Genomic DNA, 16,118 nt, shown 5'->3' with positions numbered 1-16,118 from the left:
TGAATTCACCTTTTATCCTTTCGCTTCTTTAACGATTTTTTCTACTAATTGGTCAAATGTCGCAGCTTTTCTGGAATAGAGGATGCATAAAGTCCAGGTCATGATAAATTGGGCGAAGGCAAAAATCCAGGCCCAGCTGATAGCCCCGAAGGCATTTGAGTTAAGAACTTTAGAATAGGAAGTTAGTATGGGTAGGGTGAAATAAAAGACCATGAAAAAGATGGATAGCGGGACGATGAAATTGCGTTTTTTCCTTAAGAGTTCTTGAAAAGATTGTGATTGGACGATCTTGGTGTAGTCCGCGGAAGCGCTTACCTCGGTTTCCTTAACGATTGAATCGTTTGATGCCAAGTTGGTTCCCCCTTCATCATTCTTGATTTGGTTTTCATTACCAATTCATGATAACAGTATCAGTATATATTTTTCAGAATATATTGTAAATTTAAATGCTGAAATTAAAGTTTTTTTCGTTCGACATCGTTTTTTCTTTTTACGCACAAGCAAAACCATTAAGGAAAAGTTAAGCTTCTTTCACGATACTGGTTTCAACGAAGGAAACCTGAAAGGAGAAAAGTGATGAAAAAGTTGATAGTGATAGGTACGGTTTTAGTGCTTTCGATTGGGGGAAGTGTTTGGTTTTTCATGAAGGAAAATGCTGAGCCTGTCATTGCGAAATCGGTGACGGCCACAGTAGAAAAGGGAGATCTTGAAGTTCAAATAAGCGGTTCCGGATCGGTCGCCGCAATCAATAGTGAGGACATTACATCTTCCATAACGGGTGAAGTGGACGAAGTCCTGGTAGAGAAGAATGAATTGGTTGAGAAAGGTGATGAACTTATTACCTTCACGGATGGAAGTGACCCGATAACGGCCCCATTCGATGGTACCGTTACAACAATGGATGTTGAAGAAGGGGATCGTGTATCAAGCAGTGAAGTGTTGGCACATGTTACGGATTATAAAAAATTGAAAACCACGATCAGTGTTGATGAATTGGATGTTCCAAGTGTTAAAAAAGGACAAACGGTTGAAATTAAAGCCAGTGCTTTTGAAGATGAAACGTTTACAGGGGAAGTAACCAGTGTAGCAAAGGAAGGTACATATGAGAATGGAGTTTCTTCATTCGATGTCACTATCAAAATTGACAAACCCGGCGATATAAAAATTGGGATGTCGACTGAGGTGAGCATTTTGACGAATCGTGTAAAAGATGCTTTATATGTTCCGATTGAAGCAGTCCAAATCGACGGGGAAGAGAAATATGTGAATATACAACAATCCGGTACAACTGAAGGAGCTGCCAGTACAAAGAAAGTGGTTGAGACTGGAATCAGCAACGATAGATATATTGAAATAACTTCAGGGCTTGAAGAGGGACAGTTTGTTTCCTTGCCTATCACCATCAATGAAAGCTCCACTGGCAGCGGCGGCGAAGGAATGAGGGGAGGCCAAGGTGGCGAGATAAGAATGCAGAGCGGCAGCGGAATGCCAAGCGGCGGAATGCCAAACGGTGGCGGAATGCCGAGTGGAAAGGGAGGTCAGTAAAATGGCGAAACCCATCATCAAAATTAAGAACATGTCCAAATCATATGAATTAGGCGGTGAAACGGTCAAGGCACTTCAGGATGTCTGTCTTACAATAGATAAAGGCGATTTCATTTCGATCATCGGTCCTTCTGGGTCAGGGAAATCGACGTTCATGAATATGATTGGCTGCCTTGACAAGCCTGACATAGGTGAATATCTTCTAGATGGTAAAGAAGTGGAAAAGATGAAGGATAATGAGTTAGCTGCCATTCGTAATATTAAAATAGGATTCATCTTTCAAAATTTCAACCTGTTGGCAAAACTGACAGCGTTGGAAAATGTCGAACTTCCCCTGGTTTATAGAGGGGCAAGCGTGAAGGAAAGAAGAGAAGTGGCCAATGCATGCCTTGATATGGTAGGCCTTGGTGACCGGAAAAATCATCTGCCGACCCAACTGTCGGGCGGACAGCAGCAAAGAGTTGCGATTGCAAGGGCACTTGCCGGTAACCCTCCCGTTTTATTGGCGGATGAGCCGACGGGGGCGCTTGATAGTAAAACGAGTAAAGAAGTTCTGCAGATGCTGAAAGAATTGAACGGGAAGGGACAAACAATCATTCTTATAACCCATGACTTGGAAGTGGCTAAAGAAGCGACTCGTGTCGTCCGGATACAGGATGGTCAGCTATTTGAAAACGGAGGTGATTGGATTGAAACTGAGCGAATCAATGAAGATGGCTATACGCAGTATCAAAACCAATAAAGTCAGAGCATTTTTAACCATGCTTGGAATCATAATTGGAGTTGCCTCCGTAATCGTTCTGGTTTCGATTGGGCAGGGTTCTTCACAGTCCGTTTTGGATGAAATCAATAGTCTGGGAACGAACCTGATAACGGTAAGTGTCACGGATACCGACTCCGTGGAGCTGACCGATGATACAATTGAACAGTTTAAAGAGCTGAGCGGGATATCGGAAGTGGCGCCTGTGGTCACTGGACGCGTTTATGCCAAGAACGGAGAAGCTACGGCGCAGGTTTCAATGACCGGTGCAACTTCTTCCTACTTATCAGTCAGGGATCTAGAGCTCAGTCAAGGCCGGTTTTTGACGGATATGGAAACGGAATTACGCTCCAAGGTCGTTGTCCTGGGGTCGGATACAGCCACCACGCTTTTTGAAAATCAAAAAGCCGTGGACCAGAACGTGCTTATCGGCGGTGTTTCCTATCGCGTGATCGGTGTCCTGAAATCGGTAGGCACCTCAATGGGATCGAGCGGGGATGATGTCATCATTGCACCTATCACCACTGCCGAAAGGGCTACAGGCAGCACGACAATCGGAACCGTCTATTTAAAAGCGGAGAACGAGAATATCATGGATAGGGCAATGTACCAGGTACAAGGTGCGATGACTACATCATTCCCAGAACAGAGTGATAACTACTCGGTGTCCAATCAAGAAGATCTGATGGATACAATGAGCTCTGTATCGGACACATTCACACTCATGCTTGGCGGTATTGCCAGTATTTCGTTACTGGTAGGCGGAATCGGGATCATGAATATCATGTTGGTTTCCGTCTCGGAGAGGACAAAGGAAATCGGGATTAGGAAAGCAATTGGGGCAAATCGGAAGTCGATTCTTCTTCAGTTCTTAATTGAAGCGATGGTCCTGAGCTGCTTCGGGGGACTGTTGGGAGTTGGAATTGGCTTGGGAATCGCAAAACTGATTTCAACTTTTTCAAGTTTAACGATTAGTTATTCATGGACGGTGACATTGTTTGCCTTTTTATTTTCCATTTTAATCGGGATAATGTTTGGTGTATTTCCTGCCAATAAGGCATCCAAATTAAATCCAATCCAGGCACTGCGTCACGAATGAACATACCATTTTGAAAGGAAGCAGGCATTAAAAGCCCGCTTTCTTTTGCATATGAAAAAGGATAAAATCAACATATATCACAATTGAGGCGGTTGGGAGGTACCCTGCATGAAGGTTTTGGTGGTAGAAGATAATGTTTCATTATTAGAGTCGATCCGACAGATTTTGACGGATGAATATGAAGTCGATACAGCGGATAATGGGGAAGATGGGCTATTCATGGCCCAACAAAGTATTTACGATATCATCATTTTGGATGTAATGCTTCCGGGAATCGATGGATTTGAAATCGTACGGAAAATCAGGGAAGCAAAAATAGATACAAGTGTCTTGTTTTTGACGGCAAAAGATGCACTTGAGGATCGTGTCAGAGGGTTGGAAATGGGTGGCGATGATTATTTAGTCAAGCCGTTTCAGGCACCGGAACTTAAGGCCAGGATTCGTGCCCTGCTTCGAAGGAGTGGCATTATTTCGCTAGAACAGCATGTGAAATACCGCAATATTGAACTGTTGGAAAAAGAAAAGGATATTTTGGTTGATGGAAAGGTCATTAAAATGACCTTGAAACAGTTTGAATTACTGGAATACCTGATTCAAAATAATGGGAAAATATTGACCCGTGAGCAGATTTTCGACCGCATTTGGGGGTTTGATTCAGATACGACGATTGCCATTGTGGAAGTGTTCATCCATCAACTTAGAAAAAAATTGGAACCTTTCAATTATCATAAAGATATTCAAACCGTTCGGGGTATTGGTTATATGCTAAAACAACCATAAGGGGATCATTATGTTCCAAAAAACAAGGCTTCAACTAACAATATTGAATTCTATCGTCTTTATTGTCTTAATAGCCATATTAAGCAGAACGATTTATTTCTATACGGAAGACCAGATCTATAAGGATGTCAATGATTCACTTATAAAGGATTACCGGGATTTCAATAATGGCGGCATGCCAGGCGGACGTCCGCAAGGTGAGTTTCTATTAGGACCGGGGCCAAGCGTCATCGTTTGGGGGCCGGATGATACGATCATTGAGCCAAGACTGAGTGTAGATAATTTTTTTAAGGTCAATGAACAAAAATTTTTCCCTAAAACTTTTGATGACATTGAAGAAATTTCAGTGAATGGATACACGTATCGGGCCCTTTCCACCCAGGTCGATACGGGGTATGGACAGATGGCCGTACAATTCATCAGGAATGTGGATACAGAAAAGGATATGCTCGATCGCTTGCTGCTCATATTGTTCGTTGGTGGTGGAATTGGAAGTCTAGTGGCGGTGGGCGCTGGTTATCTTCTGGCAGGACGGGCCTTGATCCCGGTCAAGAAATCCTGGGATCAGCAGCAGCAGTTTGTCTCGGATGCTTCGCATGAAATTCGAACGCCGCTTGCTGTCATTCAATCGCGGGCTGATTTGCTATTTCAATCACCTAACGCGACAATCGAGGAAAAAGCCGTTGATATATCCATCATTTCCAAAGAAGTCCGCCGATTGAATAAGCTTGTTAGCGGACTTTTGACCTTGACCAGAACGGATTCGAATCAAATGGAGGTTAAGAAATCGAACTTTTTCCTTGATGATCTACTTATGGATATCGTGGAACAGTATACGGATATAGCTTCTTTTCAAGAGAAATCAATCATTAGCCATGCTCCCGAACAGGTAGTGTTTCATGGGGATAAAGAGAGAATTCATCAGCTATTGGTGATCTTGGTGGATAATGCCATGAAATTCACCGAGGAAGGCGGGGAAATTTCCCTATCCTGCATCAAGAATGCTTCATCCATCATTCTTACTGTAGAAGATAATGGAATAGGCATTCCACAGGAAGAACTCCCCTTGATTTTTAACCGTTTTTACCAAGTGGAGCAATCCCGTTCGGAAAACGAAGGCTCTGGCTTAGGTCTATCCATAGCCAAATGGATTGTAAACACACATCAAGGGAACATCAAGGTTACAAGTGAGCAGAATGAACGGACCCGTTTTGAAATTACTTTTCCGAGAAATCAAAGGAAAAATTAGCTGCCATCCAATACGAAAAAGACCCTTACTTTCTTCCTTGCTGCTTAAGGAAAAATTAAGGGTCTTTTTAGATAATCATCTTATAAATACATTTATTTTCGGAGGAGAATCATTGATGAAAAGACTTGGTAGGTTACACTTTTTGGTTGGAATATTGGTTCCGGTCCTCTTAATGGCCCAAGCAGTCATCGGGATCATGATGTATGTGGATGGCAGCGGCAATGAGCCCATGAATCGACAGGCGGTCATGGGGCAGCATGCCTACCGCAATACAACAGAATCGGATACGGAGGAATCGGTTAGTAGCAGAACGGAGACAGATGATTCATCGACGGAAACGGCAACTAATGATACGCAGGGCACTCCACAAGGGGGGGCCTAATGGTTCCGGGACTCCAGGAGAAATGCCAAGCAGCGGCGGTTTCCAGGGCAGAGACTCTTTTGCTGGGAAGTTCATCGACTTTTATCAAGGGGCAGGTGGCTTGGCCGCATCCATCATCATCTTTGTAATCGGGGGGGCAGGATTAGCGACAACGGTGATTACAAGAAAAACAGCTGCCTGAATAGTCGATATTATTTAGGCAAGAGAAGGTTCCTTTCGAAGTGGAGCCTTCTTTTTTTATTCACGAAACCCATTATTGTCACTAATTGTTATTTTAAAAAGGGAAATAATAATTGCACTAAAAAAAATATTAGTTTAATATAGACTTCTGGAGAGGTACGTACATGTATTTTGGATGAAAGAGAAAACGTTTGCATAAATTATTTGAGGGTATCCTACTATTAATGCACGAACATTAAATTCACCCTTAGTGGAGGCAGAATATATGAAATTTCTGATTGCAATTTTAGGACTGCTTATTGTTTTTGGACTAGCTATCTTAGTCAGCAGTGACCGGAAGAAAGTTAAAATAAAACCGATCATCCTCATGTTGGTCATTCAGCTTGTTTTAACTTATTTATTATTAAACACGAAGTTTGGCTTAGTGATCATCAATTCAATTGCCGATGGTTTCGGAAAACTTTTGGAATGGGCAAATGAAGGGATCACCTTTGTATTTGGCGGGATTGTAAATGAAGGAGCATCGCCCTTCTTTTTAAATGTCCTTCTTCCTATCGTATTCATCTCCGCATTAATCGGGATTTTACAGCACTTCAAAATCCTTCCGTTCATCATGAAGTGGATTGGATTCGTTCTAAGTAAGGTGAATGGGATGGGTAAATTGGAATCTTACAATGCGGTTGCATCAGCAATAGTAGGCCAATCCGAGGTTTTCATAACCTTGAAAAAACAACTCGGTGCCATTCCGCCATCTCGCATGTATACGCTTTGTGCATCAGCCATGTCAACTGTATCGATGTCGATTGTCGGTGCTTATATGACGATGATTGAACCAAAGTACGTTGTGACGGCCATTGTTATTAACATGTTTGGTGGATTTATCATCGCATCCATTATCAATCCTTATACCGTAACGGATGAAGAGGATATTCTCCCTGTTGAAGAAGGGGCAGAGAAGCAGTCTTTCTTCGAAATGCTTGGGGAATATATCATGGATGGGTTCAAGGTTGCCATCACTGTAGCGGCGATGTTAATTGGTTTCGTTGCTTTAATCGCCGGGATCAACAGCATATTCGACATGATTTTCGGCATCAGCTTCCAAGACATCATGGGGTATATCTTTGCACCGTTTGCCTTTATCATGGGTATACCGATTTCAGAAACCGTGACTGCTGGCGGAATCATGGCGACGAAACTGGTAACCAATGAATTCGTTGCCATGCTGAGCTTAGGGGAAGCATCTGCTGCCTTGAGCGAAAGGACGATAGGGATCGTTTCGGTTTTCTTGGTTTCATTCGCCAATTTCTCATCAATTGGTATCATTGCCGGTGCAGTCAAAGGACTTCATGAAAAACAGGGAAATGTTGTAGCCCGTTTCGGCTTGAAGCTGTTATATGGCGCGACTCTTGTCAGCATCCTATCAGCGATTATTGTAAGTGTGATACTTTAAATAACGGATTTAACACAAAAGGGCACTTGGGTTTACTCCTAAGTGCCTCTTTTATATTTGTTACGCAAGGTAGAGTTTTTGAATTTGAAGGTGCTTGGCTTGCTGATATATAATACATAAAATGACAGGAGTGAAAGGGGAGTTTTAGGATGACGATGGATGGAAAAGAAACAGCTATCTTTGCAGGAGGCTGCTTTTGGTGCATGGTTGCTCCCTTTGATGAAATGGACGGTATCATTTCAGTGACATCAGGTTATACAGGCGGTGATTTTGCCGCTCCAAGTTATAAACAAGTGATTACCGGTGCGACTGATCATGTTGAAGCGGTTCAAGTGGTATTCGATCCATCAATCATTTCCTATAAAACGTTATTAGAGATATTCTGGCAGCAAATCGATCCAACAGATGATAATGGACAGTTCTCAGATAGGGGAAAGCAATACAAGGCGGCCATTTTCTATCTTAATGAACGTCAGAAACGGGAGGCAGAACAATCGAGGGAAGATTTAATGATGAGCGGGCGGTTTAAGAAACCTATTGTTACGGGTATTCTACCCTCGGGGGAATTTTACGCCGCTGAGGAATATCATCAAGAATTCTATCGAAAAAACCAATTTCGCTATGCATTGTACCGTAAAGGCTCAGGACGGGATGCTTTCATTAAAGAAAATTGGCCTAAGGATAATGCACACCTTAGAAAGACCTTAACGGAGAGTCAGTTTCATGTCACCCAGGAAAATGGCACGGAGCCGCCTTTCGATAATGCTTATTGGGATCACTTTGAAGAAGGCATTTATGTGGATGTCGTTTCTGGGGAGCCCCTATTCAGTTCGCGGGATAAATATGATAGCGGTTGTGGGTGGCCAAGCTTCACGAAGCCAATCATGTCGGCAAGTGTTAATGAAAAAATGGATCTCAGCCACCGAATGACCCGGACCGAGGTGCGCAGCAGGGATGCCGATTCACACCTTGGACATGTTTTTCCCGATGGTCCAAGTCCTAAAGGCACGAGATATTGCATAAACTCTGCGGCCCTTCGATTCATCCCCAGAAATGAAATGGAGAAAGCGGGATATGGAGATTTAATAATACTATTCAAAATGAAATAACTAGGGAGACAGGGGAACACAAATGGATAAAATAGATGAAAATTTATATCGATATATCCTTGATAACTCGTCTAAGATTACGGAAAACTGGCTGGCTTTAAGGGAAAAGCAGTCTGGGTCGATCTATTCAATAGATTCTAATGAGGAAATCGAAAAGCTGCTTAGGGAACAGAATACATGGACCATCAAGACAGTGACGAGTGCTTTACTTGAAGATGAAACTGCTTTTATTGAAACGATGGAGCAGTGGGCCACACTTGTCGCGAAGAGCAGGGTTGAATCGGTTACCCCCATTTACGAAGTGTTGGAAGCGCTTAATAAGGTACGTGAAACATATTGGGCATTCATCACTGATTATATGCTCATGGATACGAAGATAACGAAAGAAAAAATCATCCGGTGGAGCCGGCTTATTAATCGTGCCTTCGATCAATTGAACCGCGAGTTCACCGAGCAGTATTACCTTTTGACAAAAGAACGTTTGTCAGCCCAACAGGAGCTGATTAATGAACTGGGCGCACCTGTCATTCCCATTGTTGATGCCATTGCGGTATTGCCGTTAATCGGTGAAATCGATACTTATCGGGCAAAGGAAATTTTGAATGGGACTCCAAGCAAATGCATTAGCAAAAATATCACCCACTTATTCATCGATTTATCGGGAGTCTCACTTTTGGATACGATGGTTGCCCAACAAATCTATCAATTGATAAGTACCCTGAACCTGTTAGGCATTCAATCGACCATTTCCGGGATTCGACCTGAAGTGGCCCAGACATCGATTCAGTTAGGCCTTGATTTTAGTCAGGTTTCGACACATAGTACTCTTAAACAAGCCCTTTCCAAACAAGGGATCAAGCTATACGAGAAAAAATGATAAATGAAAAGAACCAGATCCGCTAGGAATCTGGTTCTTTTTCGTGATTCTATAACTTGAATGAACTTTTCAATCCGACGATTTGGTTGAAGACCAAGTGATCGGCCGCAGTGAGTTTTGAATCAACATTATAATAGCCATGCCTGAAGAATTGGAATTTATCCTGAGGCTTAGCATCTTTCATGTTAGGCTCGACAAATCCTTGTAAAATTTCGATAGAATCAGGGTTTACCCGGTCCAGGAATGATTTTTCTTCCTCTTCATCATTTTCCTTATCCAAGATTAAAGGCTGAAAGTTGCGGAATTCTGCTGAAACCGCTTTTGAAGCTTCGACCCAGTGCAATGTACCTTTCACTTTACGGCCAGTGAAGCCCGATCCGCTTTTCGTTTCAATATCGTATGTGCAGCGAAGTTCAATGACGTTACCGGCTTCGTCCTTAATCACTTCTTCACATTTAATGAAATAAGCATGCTTCAAACGGACTTCATTGCCCGGGAAAAGTCGGAAATACTTTTTCGGCGGGTTTTCCATGAAATCGTCCTGTTCGATATATATTTCACGTGAAAACGGGATTTGGCGTGTACCCATTTCCGGTACTTCCGGATTGATCTCAGCATCCAGCCACTCTATCTCGCCTTCCGGATAGTTGGTGATGACCACTTTAAGCGGGTTCAGGATGGCCATAGTCCGTGGAGCCTTCAGCTTTAAGTCTTCCCGCACGAAATGATCAAGCATTTGAGAATCTACGATACCGCTTGTTTTGGCGACACCTATCTCTTGGCAGAATGCACGAATCGCTTCGGGTGTATACCCGCGTCTCCGCAAGCCTGAAACAGTAGGCATCCGCGGATCGTCCCAACCGTCCACGAAGCCCTCATCGACAAGCTGCTTCAGTTTTCGCTTGCTCATTACTGTGTTGGTCAGGTTAAGACGGCCAAATTCATATTGCTTTGGTTTGCTTTCCATTTCACAATTCTCAACGATCCAGTCATAAAGAGGGCGTTGATCTTCGAACTCAAGCGTACAAATGGAGTGTGTGACTCCCTCGATGGCATCTTCAATCGGGTGGGCAAAGGCATACATCGGGTAGATGCACCATTTGTTGCCGGTATTATGGTGTTCAGTATGGGAGATACGGTAAATGACGGGATCACGCAAATTAATGTTAGGTGAGCTCATATCGATTTTTGCACGCAATACTTTTGCGCCGTTTTCGAATTCGCCGCTGCGCATCTTTTCAAATAGTTCAAGGTTTTCCTCGACGGTTCTATTACGGTAGGGGCTGTCTTTTCCCGGCTCTGTCAGCGTTCCGCGATATTCACGGATTTGGTCGGCATTAAGGTCGTCCACATATGCCAGTCCTTTATTGATGAGCAGCACAGCTCTTTTATACATTTCATCAAAATAGTCGGAAGCGAAGAAAAGGTTATCCCAGTCGTAACCGAGCCATTTTACATCTTCCTTAATGGAGTTTACAAACTCAATATCCTCTTTCAATGGATTCGTATCATCGAAACGAAGGTTGGTTTTCCCATTGAAATCATCAGCCACCCCAAAATTCAAAATGATTGATTTGGCATGCCCGATATGTAAATATCCGTTCGGCTCAGGAGGGAAGCGGGTGATGACATGATCATGTTTTCCGGACTCTAGGTCATCTTTTATAATATTTTTAATAAAATTCGAAGAGTTATTTTCCAACTGAATTCGACCTCTTTCATTTATATACTTCTTTTAATTTTACCTGTATATATACCATAAATACAGATATTTTTCCATGTTCGAGCCGGAATCACGGTTTATCTGAAACAATTCATCAAGTATTTAGTTTGTACAATCCGAGCGGAAATATCCCTGAAACTTTGATCATGTAATTTAGGGAACGACCTAACTGGATATTAAAGAAACAAATTAGACCCTTTTCATCTAAAAAAGCAATACAGGAATTCATGCCTGTATTGCTTATAAACTCGCTAGCAGTCAGATTTTAGAATTAAAATCAAAAGACTGTCGTTTGCAAAAATTCTTTTGTACGTTCTTCTTTTGGATTGGTGAAGAATTCTTTTGGCGGTCCGCTTTCGACAACCCTCCCATTATGCATGAAGACAATCCAATCCCCGACCTCACGTGCAAAGCTCATTTCATGTGTAACGACTACCATTGTCATCCCTTCCAAGGCAAGTTCCTTCATCGTGGCAAGAACTTCACCCACAAGTTCGGGATCCAGAGCCGAGGTAGGCTCATCAAAGAGCAGGATATCAGGTTTCATGGCAAGGGCGCGGGCGATGGCAACACGCTGTTTCTGCCCGCCTGAGAGCTTGCTTGGATAGACATCCGCTTTATCTGATAAACCGACTTTGGCAAGCAATGTCTTTGCTTCTTCAATCGCTTGGGCCTTAGGGACTTTTTTGACGTGTGTCGGTGCTTCGATGACATTTTCCAGTACGGTCATATGCGGGAAGAGGTAGAAATGCTGAAATACCATTCCGACTTTCTCGCGGATTTTATTAATATCATGGGTACCAGGATTGATTTCCGTTCCTTCAATGAGGATTTGGCCGCTGTCTTTCTTCTCTAAATAATTCAAACAGCGGAGCAGGGTGCTTTTTCCGGAACCGCTTGGTCCGATCAGACAGACAACATCGCTGTCGAGTACCTTCATATCGATATCTTTAAGTACATGCAGGTTTCCATACGATTTATTTAAATTCCTAATGCGAATCATTTCTTTTTGTTCCATTTCAATTCCCCCTATCGATCACTGATGGACAGTTTCTTTTCGAATAAATTGACGATAATGGTCAGGAAAGCCACTAGAATCAAGTAGTAGACCGCTACAATCAATAAATAAGTCATTTCATCGAAATTATTCGAGCCCAACGTAGTGGCTACATTAAACAGCTCATTCATGGATATGAAAGCTGCCAGTGATGAATCCTTCAGTCCGATGATGAATTGGTTGCCAAGCGGCGGCAATGCGCGGCGGAAGGCTTGAGGCAAGATGATTCTCCTTAAGGTGAGCGAATTGCTCATGCCAAGGGAGCGGCCGGCCTCCATTTGGCCTTTGTCGATGGATTGAATCGTACCACGTAAAATCTCTGAAATATAAGCTCCATTATGGAAAGCCAGGGCAAGTGACGCCGCCCAGAAGTCCGGCAGTAAGAAGAGATTGCTGATACCGAAATAGAGTATGAATATCTGTACGATTAAAGGCGTTCCCCGTACCAGGAATACATATGTATCTGAAATCCATGCAAGAATTTTTATATTGGATATTTTTAATAGGGCAAATAGCAAACCGATGAAGATACCCACCAATATGGAGACTACCGTCAGTTCCAATGTGAGGAGCATGGCCCGGATGAATACGTCCGAGGAGCTAAATAATGTATCAAAAAAATGTGAAAAACTTGGCAATGTAATGACTCCCTTTCTATCAATCTTTATTCAGGCTTAGTTGTGATGTCTTCACCAAAATACTTTTTGCTGATTTCAGCAAGCGTTCCATCTTCACGGAGGTTTTCAAGAGCTTCGTTGATGCGTGCAAGCAGCTGAGGGTTGTCGTCAGGCAGTACGATGGCCTGTTCGCTTCGTTCGATCAATTGCCTTCCTTCGATGTCGAAGCCTTCCTTGGTCGCTTCCTTGCCGGTTACGAAGTCGGTGATGACGGCATCATGACGTCCTCCGCTCAATGCCTTCAGGGCGGTGATATCACTGTCATAGGTTTTTACATTGTTTGTATATTTTTCTGCTGTCGTTGCGTACGTGGAGCCTTTAGAAGCCGCAACTTCCTTACCCTTTAAATCTTCAACCGTTTTAATATCACTATCCGGGCGAACGAAAATTTGAGGACCTGAGTAGTAATAAGGGGTCGAGAAGGCAACATGTTTACTTCGTTCTTCATTGATTGTATGGCTGGCAACCGCGGCATCTGCCCGACCGGTTTTAACACCTTCCACGATACCTTTGAACTTTATCCGTTTAGGCACAGGTTCTAGGTCGAGTTCCTTTGCAATTGCATCGCCAACTTCAATATCGAATCCGGTTACGGTCATGTCATCATTGACATAACTGAATGGCTTGAATTCACCTGAGGCAGCAAAAACAAACTGGTCCTCATTGATCAGCTTACTCCCGTCCTCCAGCTGGTCCTTTTCGGCACAGCCGGAAAGAAGACCAAGGACAGCCAGAATGGATACAATGAATGTAACGGATGATTTCATGATAATTTCATTTCCCCCTTTGAAAAAAACTAATAGAATGGTCTATACCCTTATGAGGCAATGAATAACCTTATTAACTATGGAAAATAAAACTGAAACCAAATAGGCTGTCCAGCACATACCGACATTTCATCCTAGAATCCCCCTTCACTATGCATTTCATAAAGGTTCTCGGCCTTTGCCTTCATTTCCTTCCAAATTACATGTAATTTCCTGAAAAAGTGACAAAAATTACTTAATAGGAGAAGAAATTTTGAAACAATTCAGGCTGATGATGTATCTATCGAAAGCGAAAAACTGATGATAACCGTATCTAATGAATGGGATGGGATAAAACTGTGGAGTATTTTAGGCAATGTTGATTTTGTCTACCAACAAAGTCCCGATTTGATTGACTGACTTTAATTTCAGACATGAATTGAAGTATAATATAGCAAAATAGAAGAAGGGCAGTTGGGAAAATGGTTAGCAACTTTGTGCAAGAGCAGTTACAGGAATATCGCGAAAGAAATCAAGATAGAGGCCGTTTAATTATAAAATGTCCGGACCAGCCGGGAATTGTTTCGACAGTTACGGCTTTTCTTAAAGAATATGATGCAAATATTGTTGAATTGAGTCAGTATTCGATGAATCCTGAGGGCGGTACCTTTTTCACCAGGATCGAGTTCGATTGTCCAGGATTGAATGACAAGGCAGCGGATATGCAACTGGCATTCCAGGAAGTTTCGACAGCATTCTCGATGCAATGGACATTTAATCATGTGAGTGATCTGAAGAGGACGGCAATCTTCGTTTCGAAGGAACCCCATTGCCTTCTGGAATTGCTATGGGAGTGGCAAAGCGGGGATTTATTGGCTGACATTGCACTGGTCATCAGCAATCATGAAGATACGAGGGAAATTGTCGAATCGATGGGCATCCCGTTTTATTACATTCCTGCCAATAAGGATATACGTAAGGAAGTGGAGACTAAACAGCTTGGACTTTTGGAAGAATTCAAAGTGGACCTTATTGTATTGGCCAGGTATATGCAGATATTGACGCCGGACTTCGTAGCGGCCCATCCGAACAGGATCATCAATATCCATCATTCATTTTTACCTGCCTTCATTGGAGCACGGCCTTATGAACGAGCTTATGACAGAGGTGTTAAGCTGATTGGGGCGACTTCCCATTATGTGACGAATGATTTGGATGAAGGTCCAATCATCGAGCAGGATATCGAACGTGTGGACCATCGTGATTCTGCCGGGGATATGAAGAAAATTGGTCGTTCTGCTGAACGCCGGGTGCTGGCACGTGCCGTTAAATGGCATTTGGAGGACCGCGTCATTGTTCATGAAAATAAAACGGTAGTCTTTTAAAATGAAAAACCCCCCTTTGGGTTGCCAAGGGGGGGTTCCGTTTGCGCCCATCCTAGAACCATGATTTTAGTGGAATACTGAATTATCCTGCATGTTTTTAACTTGATTATAGGAATGAAACCCTTACTAGATTGAAGAAAATTTGCGACATTCCTGCCGAATAACTGGCTAGCTGAGACCCCGGGAACGCTTGCCGGCGAGGAGTCTTGGCAGACAGTCGGCGGAAAGGGAGCGGATTTCTGAAATCACCTGGAACCTTTTTAACCGAATTGAAAGTAAATTAGTTCTCCTCTAATTTGTCTGCAGTCTGAATCCCCCTTTAGGTTAAGGGGGGTTTTTTATGATGGAATTAAGTGAGTGCTAGTACGAGTATTCCACCCTTACTGAGGCAGTTATGTTCAATTCACCAGGCTGAATCGGGGTAGTCGCCATTTTTGAGAGAGTACCTGTTTGAAAAAGCATTGGAGTTGCCGTTTCAGATAGTTCTTCAACCCTATTAGGGACTGGGTTCAATGAGATTCCTAGCGTTCGAGCCATGGAAAGAGCTTTTTCGTATGCATTTTTTAAAGCGAGAGAAAGTGCCTGGTTATAGTATGCATCTGGATTGGATAAAGAGAAGCGGATGCTGGTGATTGAATTGGCGCCGCTTCTGACGGCCGTGTCGATTATGCTGCCTATTTTCTCGATGTCGGTCGTTTGGGCTTGTATGATGTGCTGGACTTTGTAGTTCTTGAACAATTCCTTTCCGTCAATATAATCATATTGTGGATCGATTCTGTAATCACTCGTTTTCAATTGCTCTTCGGGAATGCCTGCGGATTTAAGTGATGCGATGACATTTGCGATTGCTTGGGAATTGGCTTGCTGGGCCTTTTGCGGGTCCTCATCCTCCGTTATGACTCCAAGGGTGATCGTGGCTTGATCCGGAGCAGCAGATAGCGTCTCTGAGCCGGAAACTTTCAATATATGTTCATCGGTGCGGTAATGATCCCTAAAGGGGGCATTGTATTCTTGATTCATTTTGACACCAGCCTTTTTATAGAGATAATCTCACCCCTATTGTACGAATTATGAATGGGAAACATGATTGAAATATCCC

17 protein-coding genes are annotated in these 16,118 nt (G+C 43.0%); 11 read left to right on the top strand and 6 right to left on the bottom strand.

The window, feature by feature from the left end; genetic code table 11:
- Nucleotides 1–12: 12 nt before the first annotated feature.
- Nucleotides 13–333 (bottom strand): DUF485 domain-containing protein, encoded by a 321-nt coding sequence (locus AC3WLU_RS04520; RefSeq protein WP_492596890.1) that lies wholly within the window; start codon nucleotides 331–333, stop codon nucleotides 13–15.
- Between the two features lie 243 nt (nucleotides 334–576).
- On the opposite strand from AC3WLU_RS04520, the gene AC3WLU_RS04515 reads away from it, so the two are divergent.
- From AC3WLU_RS04515 to AC3WLU_RS04470, 10 genes are all read left to right on the top strand, one after another.
- Entirely contained in the window at nucleotides 577–1,545 is a 969-nt protein-coding gene (locus tag AC3WLU_RS04515; protein ID WP_492596877.1) for an efflux RND transporter periplasmic adaptor subunit, read from the top strand.
- A gap of 1 nt (nucleotide 1,546) precedes the next feature.
- Nucleotides 1,547–2,287 (top strand): ABC transporter ATP-binding protein, encoded by a 741-nt coding sequence (locus tag AC3WLU_RS04510; protein WP_306804743.1) that lies wholly within the window; start codon nucleotides 1,547–1,549, stop codon nucleotides 2,285–2,287.
- On the top strand, nucleotides 2,235–3,404 hold the full coding sequence (locus AC3WLU_RS04505; protein ID WP_492596876.1) for an ABC transporter permease: 1,170 nt from the start codon (nucleotides 2,235–2,237) through the stop codon (nucleotides 3,402–3,404). The genes AC3WLU_RS04510 and AC3WLU_RS04505 overlap by 53 nt, the downstream gene beginning before the upstream one ends.
- Nucleotides 3,405–3,512: 108 nt before the next feature.
- Entirely contained in the window at nucleotides 3,513–4,184 is a 672-nt protein-coding gene (locus AC3WLU_RS04500; RefSeq protein ID WP_057278246.1) for a response regulator transcription factor, read from the top strand.
- A gap of 10 nt (nucleotides 4,185–4,194) precedes the next feature.
- Nucleotides 4,195–5,433 (top strand): sensor histidine kinase, encoded by a 1,239-nt coding sequence (locus AC3WLU_RS04495; protein ID WP_057278245.1) that lies wholly within the window; start codon nucleotides 4,195–4,197, stop codon nucleotides 5,431–5,433.
- Between the two features lie 115 nt (nucleotides 5,434–5,548).
- Nucleotides 5,549–5,815 carry a hypothetical protein gene (locus AC3WLU_RS04490; protein WP_492596875.1) on the top strand — a complete coding sequence of 89 codons (267 nt, stop codon included), beginning with the start codon at nucleotides 5,549–5,551 and terminating at the stop codon, nucleotides 5,813–5,815.
- A 22-nt stretch (nucleotides 5,816–5,837) separates the two neighbouring features.
- Entirely contained in the window at nucleotides 5,838–5,996 is a 159-nt protein-coding gene (locus AC3WLU_RS04485; RefSeq protein ID WP_492596874.1) for a hypothetical protein, read from the top strand.
- 264 nt (nucleotides 5,997–6,260) lie between these two features.
- Nucleotides 6,261–7,445 carry a NupC/NupG family nucleoside CNT transporter gene (locus tag AC3WLU_RS04480; protein WP_063574601.1) on the top strand — a complete coding sequence of 395 codons (1,185 nt, stop codon included), beginning with the start codon at nucleotides 6,261–6,263 and terminating at the stop codon, nucleotides 7,443–7,445.
- A gap of 149 nt (nucleotides 7,446–7,594) precedes the next feature.
- Nucleotides 7,595–8,554 (top strand): peptide-methionine (R)-S-oxide reductase MsrB, encoded by a 960-nt coding sequence (gene msrB, locus AC3WLU_RS04475; RefSeq protein WP_098864445.1) that lies wholly within the window; start codon nucleotides 7,595–7,597, stop codon nucleotides 8,552–8,554.
- A gap of 22 nt (nucleotides 8,555–8,576) precedes the next feature.
- Nucleotides 8,577–9,431: an STAS domain-containing protein gene (locus AC3WLU_RS04470; RefSeq protein WP_063574603.1), complete on the top strand. Its 855-nt coding sequence runs from the start codon at nucleotides 8,577–8,579 to the stop codon at nucleotides 9,429–9,431.
- A gap of 49 nt (nucleotides 9,432–9,480) precedes the next feature.
- Here the strand turns inward: AC3WLU_RS04470 and AC3WLU_RS04465 are convergent, their stop codons facing one another.
- The 4 genes from AC3WLU_RS04465 to AC3WLU_RS04450 form a co-directional block, all read right to left on the bottom strand.
- Nucleotides 9,481–11,133, bottom strand: coding sequence for a glutamine--tRNA ligase/YqeY domain fusion protein (locus AC3WLU_RS04465; RefSeq protein ID WP_492596873.1), 1,653 nt, complete (start codon nucleotides 11,131–11,133; stop codon nucleotides 9,481–9,483).
- Nucleotides 11,134–11,431: 298 nt separating this feature from the next.
- Nucleotides 11,432–12,172, bottom strand: coding sequence for an amino acid ABC transporter ATP-binding protein (locus AC3WLU_RS04460; protein WP_034316039.1), 741 nt, complete (start codon nucleotides 12,170–12,172; stop codon nucleotides 11,432–11,434).
- Nucleotides 12,173–12,183: 11 nt separating this feature from the next.
- Nucleotides 12,184–12,849: an amino acid ABC transporter permease gene (locus tag AC3WLU_RS04455; RefSeq protein ID WP_034316037.1), complete on the bottom strand. Its 666-nt coding sequence runs from the start codon at nucleotides 12,847–12,849 to the stop codon at nucleotides 12,184–12,186.
- A 26-nt stretch (nucleotides 12,850–12,875) separates the two neighbouring features.
- Entirely contained in the window at nucleotides 12,876–13,655 is a 780-nt protein-coding gene (locus tag AC3WLU_RS04450) for a transporter substrate-binding domain-containing protein (RefSeq protein ID WP_098864442.1), read from the bottom strand.
- A 461-nt stretch (nucleotides 13,656–14,116) separates the two neighbouring features.
- On the opposite strand from AC3WLU_RS04450, the gene purU reads away from it, so the two are divergent.
- Nucleotides 14,117–15,019, top strand: coding sequence for a formyltetrahydrofolate deformylase (purU, locus tag AC3WLU_RS04445; protein WP_034316032.1), 903 nt, complete (start codon nucleotides 14,117–14,119; stop codon nucleotides 15,017–15,019).
- Nucleotides 15,020–15,379: 360 nt separating this feature from the next.
- Here purU and AC3WLU_RS04440 read toward each other — a convergent pair whose 3' ends face one another.
- Nucleotides 15,380–16,039, bottom strand: coding sequence for an SIMPL domain-containing protein (locus AC3WLU_RS04440; RefSeq protein ID WP_098864441.1), 660 nt, complete (start codon nucleotides 16,037–16,039; stop codon nucleotides 15,380–15,382).
- Nucleotides 16,040–16,118: the final 79 nt, after the last annotated feature.

It is taken from the genome of Peribacillus sp. FW305-BF15, from assembly GCF_058783805.1.
This window is presented reverse-complemented; position numbering and strand designations above follow the sequence as displayed.

Coding starts and splice junctions, on each gene's coding strand:
- AC3WLU_RS04515 (WP_492596877.1), top strand. CDS start 577: ATGAAAAAGTTGATAGTGATAGGTACGGTTTTAGTGCTTTCGATTGGG.
- AC3WLU_RS04510 (WP_306804743.1), top strand. CDS start 1,547: ATGGCGAAACCCATCATCAAAATTAAGAACATGTCCAAATCATATGAA.
- AC3WLU_RS04500 (WP_057278246.1), top strand. CDS start 3,513: ATGAAGGTTTTGGTGGTAGAAGATAATGTTTCATTATTAGAGTCGATC.
- AC3WLU_RS04495 (WP_057278245.1), top strand. CDS start 4,195: ATGTTCCAAAAAACAAGGCTTCAACTAACAATATTGAATTCTATCGTC.
- AC3WLU_RS04490 (WP_492596875.1), top strand. CDS start 5,549: ATGAAAAGACTTGGTAGGTTACACTTTTTGGTTGGAATATTGGTTCCG.
- AC3WLU_RS04485 (WP_492596874.1), top strand. CDS start 5,838: ATGCCAAGCAGCGGCGGTTTCCAGGGCAGAGACTCTTTTGCTGGGAAG.
- AC3WLU_RS04480 (WP_063574601.1), top strand. CDS start 6,261: ATGAAATTTCTGATTGCAATTTTAGGACTGCTTATTGTTTTTGGACTA.
- msrB (WP_098864445.1), top strand. CDS start 7,595: ATGACGATGGATGGAAAAGAAACAGCTATCTTTGCAGGAGGCTGCTTT.
- AC3WLU_RS04470 (WP_063574603.1), top strand. CDS start 8,577: ATGGATAAAATAGATGAAAATTTATATCGATATATCCTTGATAACTCG.
- AC3WLU_RS04460 (WP_034316039.1), bottom strand. CDS start 12,172: ATGGAACAAAAAGAAATGATTCGCATTAGGAATTTAAATAAATCGTAT.
- AC3WLU_RS04450 (WP_098864442.1), bottom strand. CDS start 13,655: ATGAAATCATCCGTTACATTCATTGTATCCATTCTGGCTGTCCTTGGT.
- purU (WP_034316032.1), top strand. CDS start 14,117: ATGGTTAGCAACTTTGTGCAAGAGCAGTTACAGGAATATCGCGAAAGA.
- AC3WLU_RS04440 (WP_098864441.1), bottom strand. CDS start 16,039: ATGAATCAAGAATACAATGCCCCCTTTAGGGATCATTACCGCACCGAT.